A 19,948-nucleotide genomic window follows, 5' to 3' on the forward strand; every position below is an offset into this window, starting at 1 on the left:
GGTACGCGAGGCAACCAAGCCTTTTTCTAAAACGAACTAGGCAAACGACAACTGCGGCCGGCGACGCATTGCGAATCCAGCAATGCCAAAGCCAGCGATCATCAGTGCCCAGCTGGCGGGCTCGGGGACGGCCCCGCTGACCCGGTTCAGGACGAACGAAACGCCACCCAAATTATCATTAAGGGGGCTATCCTGGATGAAGAAATTCACATCCTGATCGCTCGAAAGCGTGAAGGTGATCGGTCCACCGAAGGACGTGAATGCCGAGGGATCCTTATAAAATTCCGCCGGCGCATAAATGAAGTCGCCGACCGTCTGGATCTGGGCGAGCGCAGCTTCCGGCGTGGAGAAGCGGAAGCTGTTATCAGGCAGCTTGGCCTGAGTATAGAAATAGGCATTGGAGCGATCAAAGCTGCCCGAAGAACCGAAATCGGCAGCAAGATTGACCAGCCAGCCGCGCGAGCAGTTTTCGCCTGCGCCGTTGCAGCCCGCAGTGGCGCCATTCCAAGCGTTCCAGGCGTTATAGGCGCCTCCATTGGCAGTGCCTACGAACTCCACCGTGTAGGTTCCGGCGGAGAGCCCGACGACAGTGCCAGCGTTGGTCGCGGCATTTACATTAATGACGGTCGCGGCAGACGCGCCAGAAGCCGCCGCGAGGGCGATTGCTGCCGTGCAGCACAAAATCAGTTTCTTTTTCATATACATTCTCCCACTTCGCCCCCGCATCATAGGTGGCGTTGCGGTTTTGGCCCGGCGTTGTCAAGATGGTTAATTAAATTGCCGTTAACCAGTCTTAACTCAGGGCGACAAAATAACGTTATAGTCCGGAAACGATCTCGTGGGTCTTAGCGAAGTTTTCCGCGCCAGATTCTCTCAGCCGCAGGAAGCGCGCGTCACCGTCATTGCTTCGTCATAGCTGACCGTCAGCCGATCGGAACGGAAGTCCATCGTCATTGCCGATCCGGGCGGTCCCCAGCGCAGGGTTTTCGCGCCGGAAACCTTGAGAAGCTCTTGGCCGAGCGCTTCGTCGGCCTTTCGCCCTACAAAGCGATCCAGACCCTCATTGCGGCACGCACCGGCCTCGGCAGTCGGGGGCGTATCGCCCACGGTTGTGGCAGTGCAAGAAGTGAGCAGGGCGCAAATGCCTGCAAGCCAAGGTGCCGTCAGTCTCATGCTTCTTTCTCGGCGCGCGTCATCAGCAGCTTCCCATCTTTGACTGCGAAGGCCATGCGCCCTTCCACCAGATCGAGCGCGTCGCGACCGAACTGATCGTAGCGCCATCCTTCCAGGATCGGCAATCCGTTTCGCACGCCGGCTGCGAGTAGTTCCAGATCGTCGGAGCGCGCAAGAAGCCGGGAGGCGACGTTGATCTCGCGGGCGCGGATTTTAAGAAGCAGTTTAAGGAGGTCGGCGACGAGCGTGCCTTCTTTGCCCAGGCCCGGCCGGCTCGCGTCGCGCTCAGGCATTTCCTCGCGATCGAGCGGACGGGCGTTCTGGATCGCGTTCATCAGGCGCGCGCCGATATCGTTGCTCTTCCAGCTCGCGGAAAGCCCGCGGACCTTGGCAAGATCATCCTGCGTTCGCGGTGGATGCGTGGCGAGGTCGCCGAGCGTCTCGTCCTTCACAATGCGCCCCCGCGGCAGGTTTTTGTCCCGCGCTTCGTGTTCGCGCCAGGCCGTGATGGCTTTCAGGCGGCCGAGCACATCCGCCTTGCGACTGGAAAGGCGCACGCGGCGCCAGGCCTGTTGCGGATCGACGGTATAGTTGGATGGATCGGCCAGCCGCTCCATTTCCTGATCGAGCCATACACCGCGCCCTGTCTTGCGCAGCTCCTCCAGCATCATCGGGAAGATTTCGGCAAGGTGGGTCACATCGCCGATCGCGTAGTCGATCTGGCGCTTGTCGAGCGGGCGTCTCGCCCAGTCTGTGAAGCGGGCGCCCTTGTCCAGCTGAATACCAAGCCAGGAGTCGACGAGGTTGGAGTAGCCGATCTGTTCGCCTTGGCTGAGCGCCATGCTGGCGATCTGGGTGTCGAAGAGGGGGTGAGGCGTCGTGCCAGTGAGATTGTAGATGATCTCGATGTCCTGCCCGCCAGCGTGGAACACCTTGAGCACGTTCTCATTGTTGACCATCAGGTCGAGCAGGGGTTTCATGTCCAGGCCCGGCGCCTTGGGGTCGATGGCGGCGGCTTCCTTGCCGTCGGAGATCTGCAGCAGGCAGAGGTCAGGCCAATAGCTGTTTTCCCGCATGAACTCGGTATCGACGGCGACGAACGGCGCGGTTGAGAGGCGTTCGCACAGCGATGCTAAAGTGGCGCTATCGGTAATCAGCGGATGAATTTGCATATGGCGGGCGATCTTATTATGGCCCGGTCCTCTGTCGGCGGGGCGTGGATTGTGGACGGGTAAAGACCGGTCCCTTAGCTTCGTCTCGGCGCTTTGTCATTCTTCTGATATGTTCAAAAGGGCTTTACCTGCATGCATGCCTACCGCACCCATACTTGCGCGCAGCCACGCGTAGCCGATGTCGGGCAAACAGTCCGCGTTTCCGGTTGGGTGCATCGCAAGCGCGATCATGGCGACCTCGTCTTCATCGACCTGCGCGATCATTATGGCATGGTGCAGATCGTCACAGAGGTGGACGGTCCCGTCTTCTCAGTGATTGAGGGGCTGAAGCCCGAAAGCGTTGTCACCGTAACCGGCCGGGTCGTCGCCCGCGCTCCCGAGGCAGTCAATCCCAACCTGCCCACCGGGGAGATCGAGATTCGCGTGGAAGACGCGACCGTGCTCTCAGCCGCTGCGGAATTGCCGCTCCCGGTTGCGGGCGAACAGGAATATCCCGAGGATATTCGCCTGCGCTACCGCTTCCTCGATCTCCGCCGGGAGACGCTGCATGCGAACATCGTCAAGCGCACGCAGATCATTCGCGACATGCGTCGCCGCATGGAGGATGCCGGCTTCACCGAGTATTCCACGCCGATCCTGACGGCTTCGTCGCCGGAGGGCGCGCGCGATTTTCTCGTGCCCAGTCGCATTCATCAGGGCAAGTTCTACGCGCTGCCGCAAGCGCCGCAGCAGTACAAGCAGCTGCTCATGGTCGCTGGTTTCGACCGCTATTTCCAGATCGCGCCCTGCTTCCGCGACGAAGATCCTCGCGCCGATCGTCTGCCCGGCGAGTTCTACCAGCTCGATCTGGAAATGAGCTTCGTGACGCAGGAAGACGTGTGGAACACGATGGAGCCAGTGATTCAGCAGGTTTTCGCAACCTTTGCGGATGGCAAGCCCGTCACGCCTTCCGGCAGCTTCCTACGCATTCCGCATGCCGAGGCGATGCTGAAATATGGCAGCGACAAGCCGGATCTGCGCAACCCGATCCTCATCACCGATGTGACCGATCATTTCGTGGGGTCGGGCTTCGGCATCTTCGCCGGCATCGTCGAGAACGGTGGCGTCATTCGCGCGATCCCGGCACCAGGCGCGGGTGCGGGCAGCCGCAAGTTCTTCGACGACATGAATGTCTGGGCGCGGGGCGAGGGCTATTCGGGCCTTGGCTATATCAACATCAAGGACGGTGTGCCCGGTGGCCCGATCGCCAAGAACCATGGCGAGGAGAAGACGGCGGCGCTGATAGAAGCGCTCGGCCTCGGCCCGAACGACGGCGTGTTCTTCGCGGCGGGCAAGGAAGGGCAGGCCGCCAAGCTTGCCGGTCTCGCGCGCATCCGCGTGGGAGAGCAGCTCGATCTGATCGACAAGGACCGGTTCGATCTCTGCTGGATCGTGGACTTCCCGTTCTACGAGTATGACGAGGACGAGAAGAAGGTCGATTTCGCGCACAACCCGTTCTCGATGCCGCAGGGCGGGCTCGAGGCGCTGAACAATCAGGACCCGCTGACGATCAAGGCCTATCAGTACGACCTCGTCTGTAACGGTTATGAGATTGCCTCGGGTTCGATCCGTAACCAGCATCCGGATCTGATGGTGAAGGCGTTCGAGCTGGTCGGCCTCAGCCAAAGTGACGTGGAGGAGCGCTTCGGCGGCCTCTATCGCGCGTTCCAATATGGCGCGCCGCCCCATGGCGGCATGGCCGCCGGTGTGGATCGCATCGTCATGCTTCTGTGCGGAGCGGTGAACCTGCGCGAGATCACGCTGTTCCCGATGAACCAGCGGGCCGAGGACTTGTTGATGGGCGCGCCTTCGCTGGCCGAGTCCCGGCAGTTGCGCGAACTCGGCATTCGCGTCGTCGAGCAGGATAAGGCGTAAAAGGGAAACCGGTCATGCGTGTCGCGGTCTTCAATACCAAGGCCTATGACCGGCAGTTTCTAACGCACGCAAATCAGACTTTCGCGCACAAACTGACGTTTCTTGAGCCGAGGCTCGAGCTGACGACAGCGCCGTTGGCAAAGGGGCACGACGCGGTCTGCGTGTTCGTCAACGATGTGGTCGACGCGGCGGTTCTGACTGCCCTATCGGATGTGGGCATCCGCGTCGTCGCGCTGCGCTGCGCGGGGTTCAACAATGTCGATCTGGCCGCGGCCGAACGACTTGGCATCGATGTCGTGCGCGTTCCCGCCTATTCTCCGCACGCCGTCGCCGAGTTCACGATCGGTCTTCTGCTCGCCGTTGATCGCAAGATCCCGCGCGCATGGACGCGCGTGCGGGACAATAATTTCGCGCTCGATGGCCTCATCGGTCGCAATCTTCATGGCCGATCCGTGGGCGTCATCGGCACCGGCAAGATCGGCGCTCTCGTCGCACGTACGCTCAAGCTCGGCTTCGGTTGCGATGTCATGGCCAGCGATGTCGAGCCGGACCCTGCGCTCGAAGCTCTTGGCGTGCGCTATGTCGATCGGGAGATGTTGCTGCGTGAAGCGGAAATCGTCACGCTCCACTGTCCGCTCACGCCCGACACACGCCATCTCATCGATGCACCGGCCATCGCCAGCGCGAGAGACGGGGTGGTGATCGTCAACACCAGTCGCGGTGCGCTGATCGATACGGCGGCGCTGATCGGGGGGCTCAAGAGCCGGAAGATCGGCGCGGTTGCGCTCGATGTCTATGAGCAGGAGGCCGATCTCTTCTTCGAGGACCTCTCGGGTGAAATCATTTCGGACGATCTTTTCCAGCGACTTCTCACCTTCCCGAACGTTCTCGTCACCGGGCATCAAGCCTTTCTGACCGAGGAGGCATTGGAGGCGATCGCAATGACGACGCTCTCCAGCCTTGCCGATGCGGAGGCGGGGCTGCCCCTTGTTAACCGGCTGGATCCACGCTTCATTGCCATTTCCCGCTGATCGAGTGGAACGACCTAATGACTATCAAGCTCTCCGATTACGAAGAAGGCCGGGACTATGCCGGCGATTTCGACAAGGATCTGGAGAAGCTTCAGAAGCGGTTGGAGCGTATCCAGACGGCGCATATCCTGCACCACAAGCGCAGTGTCGTCATGTTCGAGGGATGGGACGCGGCTGGCAAAGGCGGCATCATCAAGCGGATGACCGCGCTGTTCGATCCGCGTTACTATGACGTCTGGCCGATCAGCGCACCCACGAAAGAAGAGCTCTCGCGGCATTTCCTTTGGCGCTTCTGGACGAAACTACCGGGCGCGGGCGAAATCGGGGTGTTTGACCGCAGCTGGTACGGCCGTGTCCTCGTTGAGCGGGTCGAGGGCTTCTGCTCGAAGAAGGAGTGGAAGCGCGGATACGACGAAATCAATGCGTTCGAGGCTCAGCAGGTCGAGAGCGGCACCGCGATCGTTAAGCTGTTCATCCATATTACGCAGAAAGAGCAGGACAAGCAGCTTGCCCAGCGGCTCGATGACCCCTGGAAGCGCTGGAAGACAGGCGCCGATGATTATCGCAATCGGAGCCGGCGCAAAGAGTATCTGGAAGCGATGCACGACATGTTCGATGAGACGGACACGAAGGCCGCTCCCTGGCATGTGATCGACGGCAATAATCGCAAATCCGGCCGGATCAGCGCGCTAACGGCGATCGCGGATGCTCTGGAGAAGCATGTGCCAATGGATCCACCGCCTGCGAATCCCGCAGTGGTTGAACTCGCGCGCGAAGCTTTCGGTTATAAGCCCAAAGCTTAGGCGCGGCGCTCTGGCGCCGGTGAAGCCACTGGCGCCATCAGGGGTAGGAGATCTCAACGATCTCCCATTCCTTCTCGCCGGCGGGAAGGGGGACCCGACGCAGGTCGCCCACGGAACCTCCCCGCAGCGCCCGGGCAAGCGGAGAATCCCAGCCAATGCGTCCGTTTCCGGCGTCGGCCTCATCATTGCCGACGAGAGTGACGGTACGCTGGTTGTCCTCTTCGTCAGCCACGGTCACGGTTGCCCCGAAATAGACCCGGCTCCGGTCCTGTTGCTGCGCCGGGTCGACCACCCGGGCGGCCTTCATCCGTCCGGAAAGCCATTTGAGGCGGCGATCGATCTCCCGCATCCGCTTGCGTCCGTAGAGATAGTCGCCGTTCTCGCTGCGATCGCCATTGCCTGCTGCCCAGCTGACGATTTCGACGATAGCCGGACGCTCGGTGCCCAGAAGATGGTCATACTCGGCGCGCAGGGCCGCGAGGCCAGCAGGAGTCAGATAGTTGGGCGGCGCCTCGCCCGTAGCGGTCACTTGCGGCGCTTGGCGTACATGAGCGCGGCGACAAGCGCGGCCGAGCCAATGCCAACGGCCGTGCCCATCCACACCGCGTTCGGTACGCTTCCTTTTTCGCCCTTCGCGGCTTTTCCGTCCTTCTGAGCCTTCGTTGCGGGATCGGAAGCGCTTGCGCTCGTCGCCGCAGTCGGAGCAGGGCTGAGCGCAGGGCTCTCGGTTTCGTCGGTCATGATCTGGTCCTGTTCTGATAGGGAAGACGAAGAGGCGGCGCGTCAGCCTGGGCGTTGCTTGCCGAGGTAGCGGCTGAGCGGCGCGCTGGCGTTGGTTGCCGATCCGGCAGGATTCAACGTGTCGTAAACGACCGCATTTTCCATCACGCGCTGGACATAATCCTTGGTTTCCCAGATCGGAATGTCCTCGATCCACTGCACGATGTCGCCACCGGCCATGCGCGGATCGCCATTGGCTTTGAGCCACTTGTTCACATTACCCATGCCCGCATTATAGGCGGCGATGGCGAGCGGATATGAGCCGCCATAATAGTTGAGCAGCTGGCGGATATAGGTGCTGCCGAGCCGGATATTATACTGCGGATCGAACAGAGAACCCTGATCGTAGCCTACGCCGATCTTTCCGGCGACTTCGGCTGCGGTGGCAGGCATGAGCTGCATGAGGCCGCGCGCGCCGGCGCGCGAGACGATCGCGCGATCGAACTGACTCTCCTGGCGGGCGATCGCATGAACGAGCGTCCAGTTGGCATCATGTCCGGAGGGCACGCTGATACGCGGGAAGCTGGCGCTGCCATAGCCCGAAAGGCCGTTGGCAAGGGCGCGCCTGCCCACCATGACGCCCAGGTCTGGCCGGCCGAGAGTGCGGGCATATTCGGCCGCGAACATATGATCCCGGTCGGTCTGCGCGCGAGCTGCGAGAGCACGGATGAAGCGCGTCTGGTCGGCCCAAGCGCCTCGCTCTCCCAACAGTTTGGTCGCGCGGACCAGCGAGTCATTGGTGAAGCCTTGCCGTTCGGCGGCGCTGAGCTGAATGGGCTGGTCGGCAGCCGCAGGCGAGGGGATGGGCCGACCGAGGCGCTCCAGCGCAAGCTGTCCATAATATTGGTCGGCATAGGCGCCCGCCCGCGCGAAGTGATCGTTCGCTGCCTGCGTCCGCCCCGCCGCCACAGCGGCGCGACCGGCCCAATAATGGCCCTTGGTGATCGTGGAGGGGTTGCGTCCGCCCTGAGAATAGCGGGTGAACATGCCTTCCGCGTCAGCCGGCCGGTTGAGCTTGTTGAGCGCGGCGGTGCCGGCCAGCCAGACGAGGCTGGTATAGTCGTCGCGAACACCGATCGGCAGGCCGCTGACGTCCGTGCCGGCCGGGAGCGCGTCGTCCACCCGACTCGCAATGGCGTAGGCCGTCGTCCACTGCCCGTCATTGGCAGCTGCCTTTGCCTGCAGCAGCAAGGCTTCATACCATTTCTCGGTGTCGGCCGGATACTGGGAGAGAGCGCTTCGCGAAGCAAGCAACTGCCGCGCAGCGAGACTATTGCCGTTGTCGCGCAACCAGCGTGACTTGTCGGCAAGATAGCCGGCGTCCATCACGCCCACCGGATCGGCAGCGGCCATCTTTATCGCCGCGTCCGGCGCCTTGCGCTGGAACGCTATCCGCGCGGCGACGACTGCCTGTCGTGTCGGTGCGACATAAGGGAGCGTCCGCTCAGCAGCGGTGGCCTGTTGACGCCACAGCAGCGCATCGGCCCGCGCCAGATGATCGTCGGGGGTCAGGGCACCAGCAAAGCCGCCAAGAATCGCGGCTTCATCGGTGGCGGATACGACGCCGGAGCGCCAGGCATCACGGGCAGTGGCCCGTGCCAAATCCATCTGACCGAGGCGCGTCAGCGCGATGGCGTAGCGCGCCTTGCCGACAGAGGTCTTTGGTGGAAAGCGACCAAAGAAAGCCGCGACCGAAGCCGGGCTATCCCGATTAGGGTCGACTGTTTTTTCCGCGACATCGCGGAAATGGTCCTCACTCGGCCAGCCGGGATTGGACAGGATGAAATTCGAATAGGCCGCGAAACCGTAGCCGTCGCTTTGGGAAAGGCGCCGCCATTCGGTGATCGCGGCATCTACGCGCGGGTCGCTGGTCGTGGCGCTGCCGATCCGCTGTTGCGCGGCCTGCCAGCTTGCATCTGCTCCCGACGCCGAGTTGGACGACGAAGCAGCGGCGCTGTCGGGCAGGGGCTGCACTATCTCTTGCGTGGCGCCCACGCCGGTCGATCCGGTCGCGGCGGCAAGCAGGACGGCGCTGGTCAGCCACCGACCGAGATGAAGCTCTTTGCGAAGGTCTTTTCCCATGGTGTGCATTATGGCAGAGGCTTGCTGATCGAACTGTGAACGGACGCGGACATAGACCCCTTATGCCACCGACTTCCGCGCTTTGAAGGAGTTTTTGCATGTTTTCCGGCTCGATTCCGGCACTCCTGACGCCGTTTCGGGATGGGAGACTCGACGAAGACGCTTTCCGGACCTTCGTGGATTGGCAGATTTCCGAGGGTTCGAGCGCACTCGTGCCCTGTGGAACGACCGGCGAAAGCGCCACGATGACGATCGAGGAGCATAATCGCGTCGTCGCACTTTGCGTCGAACAGTCGGCGGGACGCGTTCCGGTGATTGCCGGTTGTGGCTCGAACGATACGCGTATTGCGCTGGAGCATATGTTCGCCGCGCAGGCCGCTGGTGCCGATGCGGCGCTCGTGGTGGCGCCTTACTACAACAAGCCGAGCCAGGAAGGCGTTTATCAGCACTTCGCCTATCTCGCTGAACGCTGCGATCTGCCGATCATCCTCTATAATGTCCCGACCCGGACGATTACCGACATTGGCGTCCCGGTGATGCACCGGCTCCGCGAGTTTCGTTCGATTGTCGGCGTGAAGGACGCGACCGGCAATCTGGGTCGGGTGACGGCTCAGCGCCTCGCTTGCGGGTCCGATTTCTGCCAGCTTTCCGGCAATGACGAGACGGCACTCGGCTTCATGGCAATGGGTGGGCGCGGGTGTATTTCGGTGACGGCAAATGTCGCGCCGCGCCTGTGTGCCGAGTTCCAGAATGCATGTCTGGAAGGGCGCTGGGAGGATGCGCTGGTGCTACAGGATCGCCTCTATCCGCTGCACGACGCGATGTTCTGCGATTCGTCTCCCGGCCCGGTCAAATATGCCCTCTCGCGAATTAAGCCGGAGATTCCCGTCGAGGTGCGTCTGCCGATCACCTGGCCATCCAGTGCGGCGCGTACGACGATTGATCGCGCGCTGGAGATTGCCGGGCTGGTCTAGACCGTTCTCGCTTCCTACATGACCCCCACCCAGATCGAGAGTTTTGCTTAGCCGATGGCCCGCCCACGTCCCGAAGAGTTCAACAAGGTCAAGACCGTTGCCATGAACCGGCGCGCACGGTTCGACTATGCTATCGAGGACGTGTTCGAGGCAGGGATCGTGCTGCAGGGCACTGAAGTGAAGTCGCTGCGCTTTGGAGACGGCTCGATCACCGAGAGCTATGCCGAGGTAAAGGGCGAGGAAATCTGGCTGGTGAACAGCAATATTCCCGAGTTCAGCCACGGCAATCGCTATAATCACGAGCCCAAGCGCCCGCGCAAGCTGCTGCTCAAACAGCGCGAAATTGCCAAGATGCAGGGCGCGGTCAACCGGCAGGGCATGACCCTCGTGCCGCTGTCGGTCTATTTCAACGAACGTGGCAAGGCGAAGGTCGAGCTGGCGCTGGCCAAGGGGCGCAAGGCGCCGGACAAGCGCGAGTATGTTAAAGAACGTGACTGGAAGAAGGAGCAGGGCCGCCTGCTGAGAGAACGCGGCTGATGGCGCGACCGCAGGGCAGGCTGGCGGTGTGGTGGCATTCTAATATGCCCACGCGCGAAAGTCTGGAGCAGAGTCGCATTCTTCGCCCGGTCGCGCATCGCGTGCTGGCTCCGGAACTCTGGCGGTTTACGCGCCGTTCCGTGCCGCGTGGCGTAGCGCTCGGGCTTCTCGTCGGCATCTTCCTGCTGATTCCGGGACTGCAGATCGCCGGGGCTGCGCTGCTGGCACTGCCTGTTCGCGCCAATGTACCTATTGCAGCGGCGATGACGTTCCTCTCCAACCCCGCGACCACGCCCTTCATTCTCATCGCCTCCTATTATGTGGGTAGCAGCATGCTGGGGCGATCAGGCAATATCAGTCAGGTCATGGCGCTGGTCGATGGGAACGCCAGCATTGGCCGCTGGCTTGCCTGGCTGTTTTCTGAAACCGCTCCGGTGATGATTTTGGGCCTCTTTGTGGTTTCCGTCATCAGTGCGGCGATTGGCTATCTGTTGTCCGTGTGGATCTGGCGTGTGCGGATGGCGCGCAAATGGCGCGCCCGTGGGCATGGCGAACCGTCGACGAAGGAGGAGGGCTTGTCCCGCCTCGACTTCACGGGCAGTTCTGGTTGATGCCGTCTTCAGGGGGAGTTGATCGATGAGAGCGATCAGTCCGGATTCGCGTCGCGGAGACCTCCTCTCGATGACTGCGCCAGCAGCACGCGTTCCAGCTTGGCCTCTGTTGATCGTGGTTGCACTGGTCAGCGCTGCCCTTTTGCTTTTCGTTGTCGAGGATCGTGCGCTCGCGGCCGGTTTCATGGCTGTCTCTTTGGTCAGCATGGCGCTGGTCTGGTATGCAAGGCGTCTGTTCCCGACCGTCGCCGCTGAACAGGCCGTCATGCTGGACTGGAGCGTGGCCAGGGCAGCCGCCCATGGCGAAAACGTCGCGATGGTGGTGACCGACAGGGCCGGTCGGGTCGTCTGCGCCAGCGACCAATATGGAGAATGGTTCGCCGATTATCCCGCGCCGACCGAGATCAAGCTTTCGCCGCGCGACCAGGAGCGGGTCGTTTCAGCAGGACGTACGGCATGGCGGGATGGAGAGGCGGAGGTCAACGGCGTTGCGCGCGGCGCACTCGCGCTCGATATCCGGATTCTGCGGACAGGGCGGTCGGACGACTATTTGCTCTGGCGCTTCACGCCTATCCAGCAAGCGAGCGTGATGGACGATTATCTGCGGGTTATTGACGGCGAAAGCGGTCAGCAACTCGCGGAGGCGGGCATCATGATGGCAATGATCGGTCCGGAGGGCCGCATCCGGGCGGCCAATCCCGCCTTCCTCGCGCGAGCGACGGGCCGGTCGGACAGCAACGTCATTGGCCGGGACTTCGCCACCTATATGCGGGTCGATGAAAAGGAGCGCATCTTCTTCGCTCGCGAGCAGGGGCACGCGACGTCGGTTCGGATGCTGCAAATCCCAGTGCGGCCGGGGGATTCGACATCGTTCACGCTGCTCGTCATGGTCGATGAGAGTCTGACTGCTGTCGATAGCGTCTCGTCTCTGGCCTATGTGGAGACGCTGCTTTCTCTGCTGCCGTTCGGGCTGGGCATGGCCGATCGCGATGGGCGGCTGCTTTTCTTCAATCGCGCCTTTGGCCGTGCCGCCGGACTGGAGAGCGGCGAGCGGCCCAGCTATCCTGGCGATCTCGTCATTCCGGAGGATCAGGCCGCCGTTGCGGAGTCCGTGCGACGGCACGCCGTCGGTCCCCAGATGTCCGGCGATATTCAGGTGCGTTTGCGCCATCAGGCTGATGAGTCGGTGTCTCTTAGCCTTGCCGGCGTGAGGGGGCTTGGCGAAGCGGCAGTGCTCCTCAGTCTCAAGGACAATACCGAGGAAGCGCGCCTCAAACGGCAAGTTGCCCAGCAGACCAAGATGCAAGCGGTGGGAACACTTGCTGGCGGCGTCGCGCACGATTTCAACAATATTTTGACCGCTATCATTGGTCATTGCGACCTGATGCTGATGCGCCATACGCCGGGCGACAGCGATTATGACGATATCCAGCAGATCAAGCAGAATTCGAACCGTGCTGCTGCGCTGACGCGTCAGCTTCTGGCTTTCTCGCGCCAGCAGACTCTGCGGCCGCAAGTGCTCCAGCTGGCGGACGTGGTGTCGGAGGTCTCCATGCTCCTCAAGCGGTTGCTTGGCGAGAATATGAAGCTGGAGGTCACTCATGGCCGCGGTCTGGGGGCGGTCCGGGCGGACCCCGGCCAGCTTGAGCAGGTCATCGTCAATCTCGTGGTCAACGCGCGTGATGCCATGCCGCAGGGCGGAACGGTGACGATCCGCACCATGGCCGTCCCGGCAGACAAAGTGCGGGACATGAAGAACGAGATCATGCCGATCGGCGATTATTCGATGGTCAGCGTGGGCGATACCGGCGTGGGTATCCCGCCGGAACTGCTCGGCAAAATCTTCGAGCCCTTTTATACGACTAAGGAAGTCGGGAAGGGGACTGGTCTCGGTCTCTCTACCGTCTATGGCATCGTGAAGCAGTCGGGCGGCTTCATTTTCGCCGATTCGAAGGTGGGCACGGGCACGGTTTTCTCGATTTACTTGCCTGTCCATGCGGCAGTGCGCGAGGAAGCGCCGGCATTGTCTCCACCCGTCAGGCGCCAGAAGGTGAACGAGACGTGGGGGACGGGAACGATCCTGCTTGTGGAGGATGAAGACATGGTGCGCACGGTCGCCGAGCGAGCGCTCTCCCGACAAGGTTATACGGTCATTACCGCGAGCGATGGTGAGCAGGGGCTTGCCCGGCTCGAGTCGGCCGGCAAGGTTGATCTCCTGATTTCGGACGTGATGATGCCCGGCATGGATGGGCCAACGATGGTGCGCGCGGCGCGCGAGAAAGATCCGCACATCCCGGTGCTTTTCATGTCCGGCTATGCTGAGGAGCAGCTCCGCAAATCGATCGACATCGACGATGTGGCTTTTCTGCCTAAGCCCTTTTCGGTCACGCAGCTTGCCGAAGCTGCGCGTGACGTTCTTGTTTCGGCCCGCGAAGCCCGGTCGGCTGATGGTTCGGAGGTGAACTGATGTCGCGTGGTTCCGTGTTAATCGTCGAGGATGAGGCGATGATCGCCATGATGATCGAAGAGTATCTTGATGTGCTCGATTTCACCCTGTTCGCCATGGCCGGCAATGTGGAAGAGGGGCTGGCAGCTCTCGCGGGCGACAGCCGGCCGGACGCCGCATTGCTGGATTGCCGGCTGGGAGGCGAGCGAAGCTGGCCGATTGCCGCGCGTCTGCAGGAACTGGGTGTGCCCTTCGCCTTCATGACGGGTGCGCCCGACGATCTCTTTCCGGAGGCATTTGCGCACGCTCCGCGGCTCGGCAAGCCGTTCACCCTTGCCAGCGTGGATGAGATTCTTTCGCGCGCCATGACGAAGGCGGAGTAGCGAAAAAAGAACGAATAGGAAAAATTGTTCCCCACTTGTTCTATGAGAACATATCCGATACAAAAGCTTTGACGAAAATTTTGTCGGCCTTTTGCATCGACGGGAGCAAGCGATATGACCGCAGCACTGACGCTCATCGACGGGGACAAGAAGACAGGGACTATGGAACGGCAGAAAGCACTGGAAGCGGCACTGGCCCAGATCGATCGCGCCTTTGGCAAGGGCTCGGCGATGCGACTCGGATCAAAGGAAGCGATGCAGGTCGAGGCGATCTCCACCGGCTCGCTCGGGCTCGACATTGCCCTTGGTGTTGGCGGTCTGCCGCGGGGTCGTGTGATCGAAGTCTATGGGCCGGAAAGCTCGGGCAAGACCACGCTGGCGCTGCATGTCATCGCCGAGGCGCAGAAGTCCGGCGGCACGGCGGCATTCATTGACGCCGAACATGCGCTCGATCCCGTCTATGCGCGGAAGCTGGGCGTCAATATCGATGAACTCATTGTCTCGCAGCCGGATACCGGCGAACAGGCGCTGGAGATCACCGATACGCTTGTCCGCTCCAATGCGATCGACGTGCTTGTCGTCGATTCGGTCGCGGCGCTGGTGCCGCGCGCTGAAATCGAAGGCGAAATGGGCGATAGCCATGTCGGCCTTCAGGCGCGACTCATGTCGCAGTCGCTTCGCAAGTTGACAGGATCGATTAGTCGTTCGCGCTGCATGGTGATCTTCATCAATCAGCTGCGCATGAAGATCGGTGTCATGTACGGTAACCCGGAGACGACGACGGGCGGTAACGCGCTCAAATTCTATGCATCTGTGCGGCTCGATATTCGCCGGACTGGCCAGATCAAGGATCGCGACGATATCGTGGGCAACGCGACACGCGTGAAGGTCGTGAAGAACAAGGTCGCTCCGCCTTTCAAGCAGGTCGAGTTCGACATCATGTATGGCGAAGGTATCTCGAAGGTTGGGGAAATTCTCGATCTTGGCGTCAAAGCCGGCGTTGTCGAGAAGTCCGGCTCGTGGTTCTCATATGATTCGGTCCGAATCGGGCAGGGGCGTGAGAACGCCAAGCAGTTCCTGCGTGAGAACCCGGAAATGATGGCCAAGCTCGAAAAGACGATTCGCGCCCGTACCGAGGCGGTAGCCGAGGGCATGATGACAGGCCCGGATAGCGACGACGCCGACGAGAACTAATAGTTGTCGATATGGGTGAAGTTTCCGAAGTTTGAGGATTAGGCGGCAATCTCCTTTTGGGGGTGCTGCCTCTTTCTCTCTTCTCCGGCAACAGAGAGGCGACAAATGAGGGGCTTTCTTCCCGTCGTATTGCACTCACCGCTTGTCGCTGGCTCACGCATCCCGTAATCGCTCCGACATGACGTCGACTAACGATATTCGCCGCTCCTTCCTCGATTATTTCGCGAAGAACGGTCATCAGCCAGTGCCCTCGGCGCCCCTCGTGCCGAACAACGATCCAACGCTCATGTTCGTGAACGCGGGCATGGTGCCGTTCAAGAACGTGTTCACTGGCCTTGAGACCCGCCCTTACAAGACCGCCACATCATCGCAGAAGTGTGTGCGGGCTGGCGGCAAGCACAATGATCTCGATAATGTCGGCTACACCGCGCGGCATCACACCTTCTTCGAGATGCTCGGCAACTTCTCGTTCGGCGACTATTTCAAGGAACAGGCGATCCATCATGCCTGGACCCTGATTACCCGTGAATGGGGGATCGACCCCGATCGATTGACGGTCACCGTCTACCATACGGATGACGAAGCCTTCGGCCACTGGAAGAAGATTGCCGGATTGCCGGACGAGCGGATCATCCGCATCGCCACGTCGGACAATTTCTGGTCGATGGGCGACACTGGCCCCTGTGGGCCGTGCTCGGAAATCTTCTTCGACCACGGCGACCATATCTACGGTGGACCGCCAGGCTCTCCCGACGAGGACGGCGACCGTTTCGTCGAGATCTGGAACCTTGTTTTCATGCAGTTCGATCAGCAGGCAGATGGCGAGCGCCTGCCGCTGCCCCGGCCCAGCATCGACACCGGCATGGGATTGGAACGCGTCGCTGCGGTTATGCAGGGCGTTCACGACAATTATGATACCGACACATTCAAGGCGCTGATCGCTCAGTCAGTGGCGCTGACCCGTCGTCCTGCAGAAGGTGAGGACCGGGCGAGCCATCGGGTCATTGCCGATCATCTGCGGTCCTCCGGCTTCCTGATTGCGGACGGCGTTTTGCCGGCCAATGAGGGCCGGGGTTATGTGCTCCGCCGCATCATGCGCCGGGCGATGCGTCATGTGCATCTCCTGGGTGCCGCCGATCCGCTGATGCATCGTCTGGTCGGCGGTCTCATTTCTGAAATGGGTGCCGCGTATCCCGAACTGGTCAGGGCGCAGCCACTGATCGAGGATACGTTGCTGCGCGAGGAAACGCGTTTTCGCCAAACCCTCGAGAAGGGGCTTCGCCTGCTCGACGAGGCGACTGCAACTCTTCCCGCAGGCGCAACCCTGCCGGGCGAGACCGCTTTCCGTCTCTACGATACCTATGGCTTCCCTTATGATCTGACCGAGGATGCGCTGCGGACGCAGGGGTTCACTGTGGACCGCGCCGGATTCGATGCGGCGATGGGCGCGCAGAAGGCAGCGGCGCGTGCGGCCTGGAAGGGCTCAGGCGACAAGGCGTCCGATGACGTCTGGTTCGACATTGCCGAAGTGGAAGGCCCGACGGAGTTCATCGGTTATACGGGCGACGAGGGCGAGGGCCGTGTCGTCGCGCTCGTCAAGGATGGCGCCCGGGTCGATGAAGCTCGCGCCGGCGAAAGCGTCATCGTCGTGACCAACCAGTCTCCCTTCTACGGCGAAAGCGGTGGTCAGGTGGGCGACGCTGGTGTGATCAGCAGCGGGGAAGGGCTGGCCGCTCACGTTACGGACACGGCAAAGCCGCTTGGTCGTTTGCATGCCCATCATACGACGATCGATGAAGGTCGGATTGCCGTCGGCGATACCGTGCATCTCGCCGTGGATTCCGCCCGGCGCGATCGGGTCCGCGCAAATCACAGTGCGACCCATTTGCTTCATGCCGCGCTCCGCAAGGCGCTGGGGCCGCATGTCACGCAGAAGGGCAGTCTTGTCGCGGAAGACCGCTTCCGCTTCGATTTCTCCCATCCTGAAAGTCTCACCCCGGCCCAGATTGCCGAGGTCGAGGCGGACGTGAACGCTCAGATCCGTCGCAACGCAGCGGTGACCACGCGGCTTATGGCACCTGATGACGCGATTGCCGCGGGCGCCATGGCGCTTTTCGGCGAAAAATATGGCGATGAGGTGCGCGTGCTCTCAATGGGCGGCGCGGATAGCGATAGTTTCTATTCTGTCGAACTCTGTGGTGGCACCCATGTCCACGCACTTGGCGATATCGCGCTTTTCAAGATCATCTCGGAGAGCGCAGTGTCGAACGGCGTTCGGCGCATCGAGGCTCTGACCGGGGAAGCCGCGCGTCTGTGGCTGATCGACCGGGAAGCGAAGCTGCGCGACGTTGCTGGCGCACTGCGCACGACGCCGGATGATGTTCCGGCTCGTGTTGCCGCGCTCATCGAGCAGGGTCGGCGGCTGGAGCGCGAGCTTGCCGACGCGAAGAAGGCTCTGGCTTTGGGCGGGGGGGCATCAGGCGGCGCAGGCCCCGCTACCGAAGTGATCGGTGATGTCGCCTTTTCCGGTCAGCTCGTAAACGGTCTGGACCCCAAGGAACTGCGCGGACTGATCGATGAGGCGAAGGCTCGACTGAAAAGCGGCGTTGCGGCAGTTGTGGCAGTCAATGACGGGCGAGCGAGCATCGCGGTCGGCGTGACGGATGATCTTCTCGATCGACTGAGCGCTGTCACGCTGGTGCAGAGTGGCGTTGCCGCGCTTGGTGGCAAAGGTGGCGGCGGCCGGCCGGATATGGCGCAAGGCGGCGGACCGGATGGTTTGGCAGGCCCGGCGGCATTGGATGCGGTCCGCGCCGGGATCGCTGCCTGAGCGCCTTCGTTACCTACCTCAATCAGCAGCCGATTAAGCTGAGCCGGGCCGTTAGCTGCTCGCGTTGAGCGTTCCGGTGCGAGAGGCATAAAGATCGACGCCGTCCTCGTCCCGAGCGGAAGAGGCGTTGGCTGCAGGAATCTCCTCCAGACGCTTTCTTCTCAGCAGCGGCGCCTCAGCAAGATTGGCAGCCGCCTTGATCTCGCCGCGCAGATCTTCCCGCTTTTGGTGGATGGACGCAATCACCGGCCCCACAGCGATCCCCAGATCGACCAGCGCTGTTTCGGCGAGTTGCAGTGAACTCTCCAGCGCTTCCGGTACGACATCGCTTGCTCCCACTTTGTAAAGCTGCGCCGCGTGATCCATGTCGCGCGCGCGGACGATGATTGGCAGGTCGGGGAGCCAGCCGCGCACCCGGCGGGTCAGCCGCACCGACAGGACCGGATCGTCCATGGTGATGATCAGCGCGCGAACATGCCCCAGACGGAGCCGATCAAGGGCATCGGGCCGGCCTGCGTCTCCGAACATCACGTCATAACCTTCACGACGGGCTTCGGTCACCATGTCGATATTGCTTTCCAGCGCGACATAGCTCTGCCCGTGCGTGCGCAAAAGGTCCGCCACCATTCGCCCGACGCGGCCGAAACCAAGGATCACGGTTGCCGGCGCTGCGTCGCCCGTCTCCGGCAGCTTCTCTATGTCGCTGCCGCCCAGTTCGATCCTCTGTGCGATGTCATGGCCAATGCGGGCGAGGAGAGGCGTGATGGTGAGGCCGATGGCTGTGGTCATCTGCCAGAAATAAGCAGTGTCGGGCGATATCAGGCGAGCGGATGCGGCTGCTCCCAAAACGATGAGAGTCGTCTCAGAAGGGCTGGCCATCAGCATGCTTGTCTCCAGCGCCACGCCGTAGCGCGCGCCTACCAGCCGCAAGAGTCCGCCCGTAACAACGACCTTCACGATCACGACGCCTGCCACGGCGGCGCAGAGTGCCGGCCACTGGCGAGCGATCGCGACGGGATCCAGACTCATTCCGACCGTGATGAGGAAAACGCCCAGAGCGAGGCCCTTGAAGGGGGCCGTCATGCCTTCGACCTCGGCATGATAGTCGGTCTCCGCGATCAGCAAGCCGGCGACCAGCGCGCCGACGATCGGTGAAAGGCCAGCGGCGGCGGTGAGCAAGCTCGCAACCATGACGACCAGAAGACTGGCGGCCAGAAAGACCTCAGGGCTTTTGGTGCGGGCGGCCTGCGAAAAAACGACTGGTAAGACGAACCGGCCTGCAATGAGCAGAGCCATGACCGCCAGCCCTCCGGATAACGCCACGCTCGCGAGACCAGCCCACCCGGTGTCGCTCGCGACGGGAGCCATTGCGCCGAGCGCAAAGACGATAGGGACGAGCGCCAGATCCTCGAAAAGCAACATCGCGAAGCTGGCTTTCCCCACGGCCGAGCGGGTTCCGGCGATGGGCAGAACCAGCGCGGTCGAGGAGAGGGCGAGGGCGAGGCCGATACCGATTGCGCCGGCCGTGGTTTGTCCCAGTGCCACGAGCCCCAGCGCAATGAGACCGCCGCTGACCAGCAGCTCAGCTGCGCCGAGACCGAACACCAGCTGTCGCATCGCCCAAAGCCTGCGGAAGGATAGCTCAAGGCCTATCGAGAAGAGCAGGAGGATGATGCCGAACTCGGCAAAGGGCGCGATCGATTCGGGGTTCGAGATAGTGACATGATAGAGCCACGGCGCGCGATCGACGACGCTTCCGAGCCCATGCGGCCCCACCAGCAGGCCCACGAGAATGAAACCGATAACCGGGCTGATCCGCAGCCGGGCGAACGCAGGGATGACAAGCCCGGCCGCGCCCAGGATAACCAGCGCGTCCGAGAAGCCATGAGTTGAGAGTTCGCCCGCCATGGCGACACATTAACGGACGAGCGGCATCTGCCAACTGCCGCATGGAAAAATTAGCTTCAGTGTCTCACTTGGCGGGTGGCGGTGGGTAGAAATCTGATCCCGCCGGCCGC

General features: G+C 61.9%; 17 protein-coding genes. 10 read left to right on the top strand and 7 right to left on the bottom strand.

Going from position 1 to position 19,948, the window contains the following annotated elements:
* Positions 1-36: 36 nt before the first annotated feature.
* The 3 genes from ACNAOH_RS00315 to rnd all read right to left on the bottom strand — a co-directional run bounded on the left by ACNAOH_RS00315 (position 37) and on the right by rnd (position 2,345).
* On the bottom strand, positions 37-699 hold the full coding sequence (locus ACNAOH_RS00315; RefSeq protein ID WP_443970811.1) for a PEPxxWA-CTERM sorting domain-containing protein: 663 nt from the start codon (positions 697-699) through the stop codon (positions 37-39).
* A 174-nt stretch (positions 700-873) separates the two neighbouring features.
* On the bottom strand, positions 874-1,173 hold the full coding sequence (locus ACNAOH_RS00320) for an I78 family peptidase inhibitor (protein WP_443970812.1): 300 nt from the start codon (positions 1,171-1,173) through the stop codon (positions 874-876).
* The gene (rnd, locus tag ACNAOH_RS00325; protein WP_443970813.1) at positions 1,170-2,345 is read right to left on the bottom strand and encodes a ribonuclease D; all 1,176 of its coding nucleotides are present in this window, start codon (positions 2,343-2,345) and stop codon (positions 1,170-1,172) included. The genes ACNAOH_RS00320 and rnd overlap by 4 nt, the downstream gene beginning before the upstream one ends.
* Before the next feature lie 132 nt (positions 2,346-2,477).
* Here rnd and aspS point away from each other — a divergent pair, with 132 nt between their 5' ends.
* The 3 genes from aspS to ACNAOH_RS00340 are packed head-to-tail and all read left to right on the top strand — an operon-like array spanning position 2,478 to position 6,093.
* Entirely contained in the window at positions 2,478-4,259 is a 1,782-nt protein-coding gene (gene aspS, locus ACNAOH_RS00330) for an aspartate--tRNA ligase (RefSeq protein WP_443970814.1), read from the top strand.
* A gap of 14 nt (positions 4,260-4,273) precedes the next feature.
* Positions 4,274-5,290, top strand: a complete 1,017-nt coding sequence (locus ACNAOH_RS00335) for a 2-hydroxyacid dehydrogenase (RefSeq protein WP_443970815.1) — start codon at positions 4,274-4,276, stop codon at positions 5,288-5,290.
* 17 nt (positions 5,291-5,307) lie between these two features.
* Positions 5,308-6,093, top strand: coding sequence for a polyphosphate kinase 2 family protein (locus ACNAOH_RS00340; protein WP_443970816.1), 786 nt, complete (start codon positions 5,308-5,310; stop codon positions 6,091-6,093).
* Positions 6,094-6,130: 37 nt separating this feature from the next.
* On the opposite strand, the gene greB is transcribed toward ACNAOH_RS00340, so the two are convergent.
* From greB to ACNAOH_RS00355, 3 genes are read right to left on the bottom strand one after another with little or no spacing between them, the layout of a single operon-like run.
* Positions 6,131-6,622 carry a transcription elongation factor GreB gene (gene greB, locus ACNAOH_RS00345; RefSeq protein ID WP_443970817.1) on the bottom strand — a complete coding sequence of 164 codons (492 nt, stop codon included), beginning with the start codon at positions 6,620-6,622 and terminating at the stop codon, positions 6,131-6,133.
* On the bottom strand, positions 6,619-6,834 hold the full coding sequence (locus ACNAOH_RS00350) for a hypothetical protein (RefSeq protein ID WP_443970818.1): 216 nt from the start codon (positions 6,832-6,834) through the stop codon (positions 6,619-6,621). The genes greB and ACNAOH_RS00350 overlap by 4 nt, the downstream gene beginning before the upstream one ends.
* A 42-nt stretch (positions 6,835-6,876) precedes the next feature.
* Positions 6,877-8,964: a lytic transglycosylase domain-containing protein gene (locus tag ACNAOH_RS00355; RefSeq protein WP_443970819.1), complete on the bottom strand. Its 2,088-nt coding sequence runs from the start codon at positions 8,962-8,964 to the stop codon at positions 6,877-6,879.
* A gap of 89 nt (positions 8,965-9,053) precedes the next feature.
* Here ACNAOH_RS00355 and dapA point away from each other — a divergent pair, with 89 nt between their 5' ends.
* The 7 genes from dapA (at position 9,054) to alaS (ending at position 17,930) form a co-directional block, all read left to right on the top strand.
* Positions 9,054-9,929 (top strand): 4-hydroxy-tetrahydrodipicolinate synthase, encoded by an 876-nt coding sequence (gene dapA, locus ACNAOH_RS00360; protein WP_443970820.1) that lies wholly within the window; start codon positions 9,054-9,056, stop codon positions 9,927-9,929.
* Positions 9,930-9,983: 54 nt separating this feature from the next.
* Entirely contained in the window at positions 9,984-10,466 is a 483-nt protein-coding gene (smpB, locus tag ACNAOH_RS00365) for an SsrA-binding protein SmpB (RefSeq protein ID WP_443970821.1), read from the top strand.
* 44 nt (positions 10,467-10,510) lie between these two features.
* Complete coding sequence (locus ACNAOH_RS00370; RefSeq protein ID WP_443970822.1) at positions 10,511-11,077, top strand: DUF2062 domain-containing protein; 567 nt, start codon at positions 10,511-10,513, stop codon at positions 11,075-11,077.
* Between the two features lie 70 nt (positions 11,078-11,147).
* Entirely contained in the window at positions 11,148-13,544 is a 2,397-nt protein-coding gene (locus tag ACNAOH_RS00375; RefSeq protein ID WP_443972156.1) for an ATP-binding protein, read from the top strand.
* Positions 13,544-13,906 (top strand): response regulator, encoded by a 363-nt coding sequence (locus tag ACNAOH_RS00380; RefSeq protein WP_443970823.1) that lies wholly within the window; start codon positions 13,544-13,546, stop codon positions 13,904-13,906. Before ACNAOH_RS00375 ends, ACNAOH_RS00380 begins: the two co-directional genes overlap by 1 nt.
* 114 nt (positions 13,907-14,020) lie before the next feature.
* On the top strand, positions 14,021-15,100 hold the full coding sequence (recA, locus tag ACNAOH_RS00385; protein WP_443970824.1) for a recombinase RecA: 1,080 nt from the start codon (positions 14,021-14,023) through the stop codon (positions 15,098-15,100).
* A 178-nt stretch (positions 15,101-15,278) separates the two neighbouring features.
* Positions 15,279-17,930 (top strand): alanine--tRNA ligase, encoded by a 2,652-nt coding sequence (alaS, locus tag ACNAOH_RS00390; protein WP_443970825.1) that lies wholly within the window; start codon positions 15,279-15,281, stop codon positions 17,928-17,930.
* Between the two features lie 51 nt (positions 17,931-17,981).
* Here alaS and ACNAOH_RS00395 read toward each other — a convergent pair whose 3' ends face one another.
* Entirely contained in the window at positions 17,982-19,838 is a 1,857-nt protein-coding gene (locus ACNAOH_RS00395) for a cation:proton antiporter domain-containing protein (protein WP_443970826.1), read from the bottom strand.
* Positions 19,839-19,948: the final 110 nt, after the last annotated feature.

Origin of the sequence: Sphingobium sp. CR28, from assembly GCF_052327305.1 — a bacterium.
GTDB lineage: Bacteria > Pseudomonadota > Alphaproteobacteria > Sphingomonadales > Sphingomonadaceae > Sphingobium.

Excerpts from the sequence above, each read along its gene's own strand:
- smpB (WP_443970821.1), top strand. The coding sequence starts at position 9,984 with ATGGCCCGCCCACGTCCCGAAGAGTTCAACAAGGTCAAGACCGTTGCC.
- ACNAOH_RS00340 (WP_443970816.1), top strand. The coding sequence starts at position 5,308 with ATGACTATCAAGCTCTCCGATTACGAAGAAGGCCGGGACTATGCCGGC.
- ACNAOH_RS00355 (WP_443970819.1), bottom strand. The coding sequence starts at position 8,964 with ATGCACACCATGGGAAAAGACCTTCGCAAAGAGCTTCATCTCGGTCGG.
- ACNAOH_RS00315 (WP_443970811.1), bottom strand. The coding sequence starts at position 699 with ATGAAAAAGAAACTGATTTTGTGCTGCACGGCAGCAATCGCCCTCGCG.
- ACNAOH_RS00375 (WP_443972156.1), top strand. The coding sequence starts at position 11,148 with ATGACTGCGCCAGCAGCACGCGTTCCAGCTTGGCCTCTGTTGATCGTG.
- ACNAOH_RS00350 (WP_443970818.1), bottom strand. The coding sequence starts at position 6,834 with ATGACCGACGAAACCGAGAGCCCTGCGCTCAGCCCTGCTCCGACTGCG.
- ACNAOH_RS00335 (WP_443970815.1), top strand. The coding sequence starts at position 4,274 with ATGCGTGTCGCGGTCTTCAATACCAAGGCCTATGACCGGCAGTTTCTA.
- ACNAOH_RS00370 (WP_443970822.1), top strand. The coding sequence starts at position 10,511 with ATGCCCACGCGCGAAAGTCTGGAGCAGAGTCGCATTCTTCGCCCGGTC.
- ACNAOH_RS00395 (WP_443970826.1), bottom strand. The coding sequence starts at position 19,838 with ATGGCGGGCGAACTCTCAACTCATGGCTTCTCGGACGCGCTGGTTATC.
- aspS (WP_443970814.1), top strand. The coding sequence starts at position 2,478 with ATGCATGCCTACCGCACCCATACTTGCGCGCAGCCACGCGTAGCCGAT.
- alaS (WP_443970825.1), top strand. The coding sequence starts at position 15,279 with ATGACGTCGACTAACGATATTCGCCGCTCCTTCCTCGATTATTTCGCG.
- recA (WP_443970824.1), top strand. The coding sequence starts at position 14,021 with ATGACCGCAGCACTGACGCTCATCGACGGGGACAAGAAGACAGGGACT.
- ACNAOH_RS00380 (WP_443970823.1), top strand. The coding sequence starts at position 13,544 with ATGTCGCGTGGTTCCGTGTTAATCGTCGAGGATGAGGCGATGATCGCC.
- ACNAOH_RS00320 (WP_443970812.1), bottom strand. The coding sequence starts at position 1,173 with ATGAGACTGACGGCACCTTGGCTTGCAGGCATTTGCGCCCTGCTCACT.
- dapA (WP_443970820.1), top strand. The coding sequence starts at position 9,054 with ATGTTTTCCGGCTCGATTCCGGCACTCCTGACGCCGTTTCGGGATGGG.
- rnd (WP_443970813.1), bottom strand. The coding sequence starts at position 2,345 with ATGCAAATTCATCCGCTGATTACCGATAGCGCCACTTTAGCATCGCTG.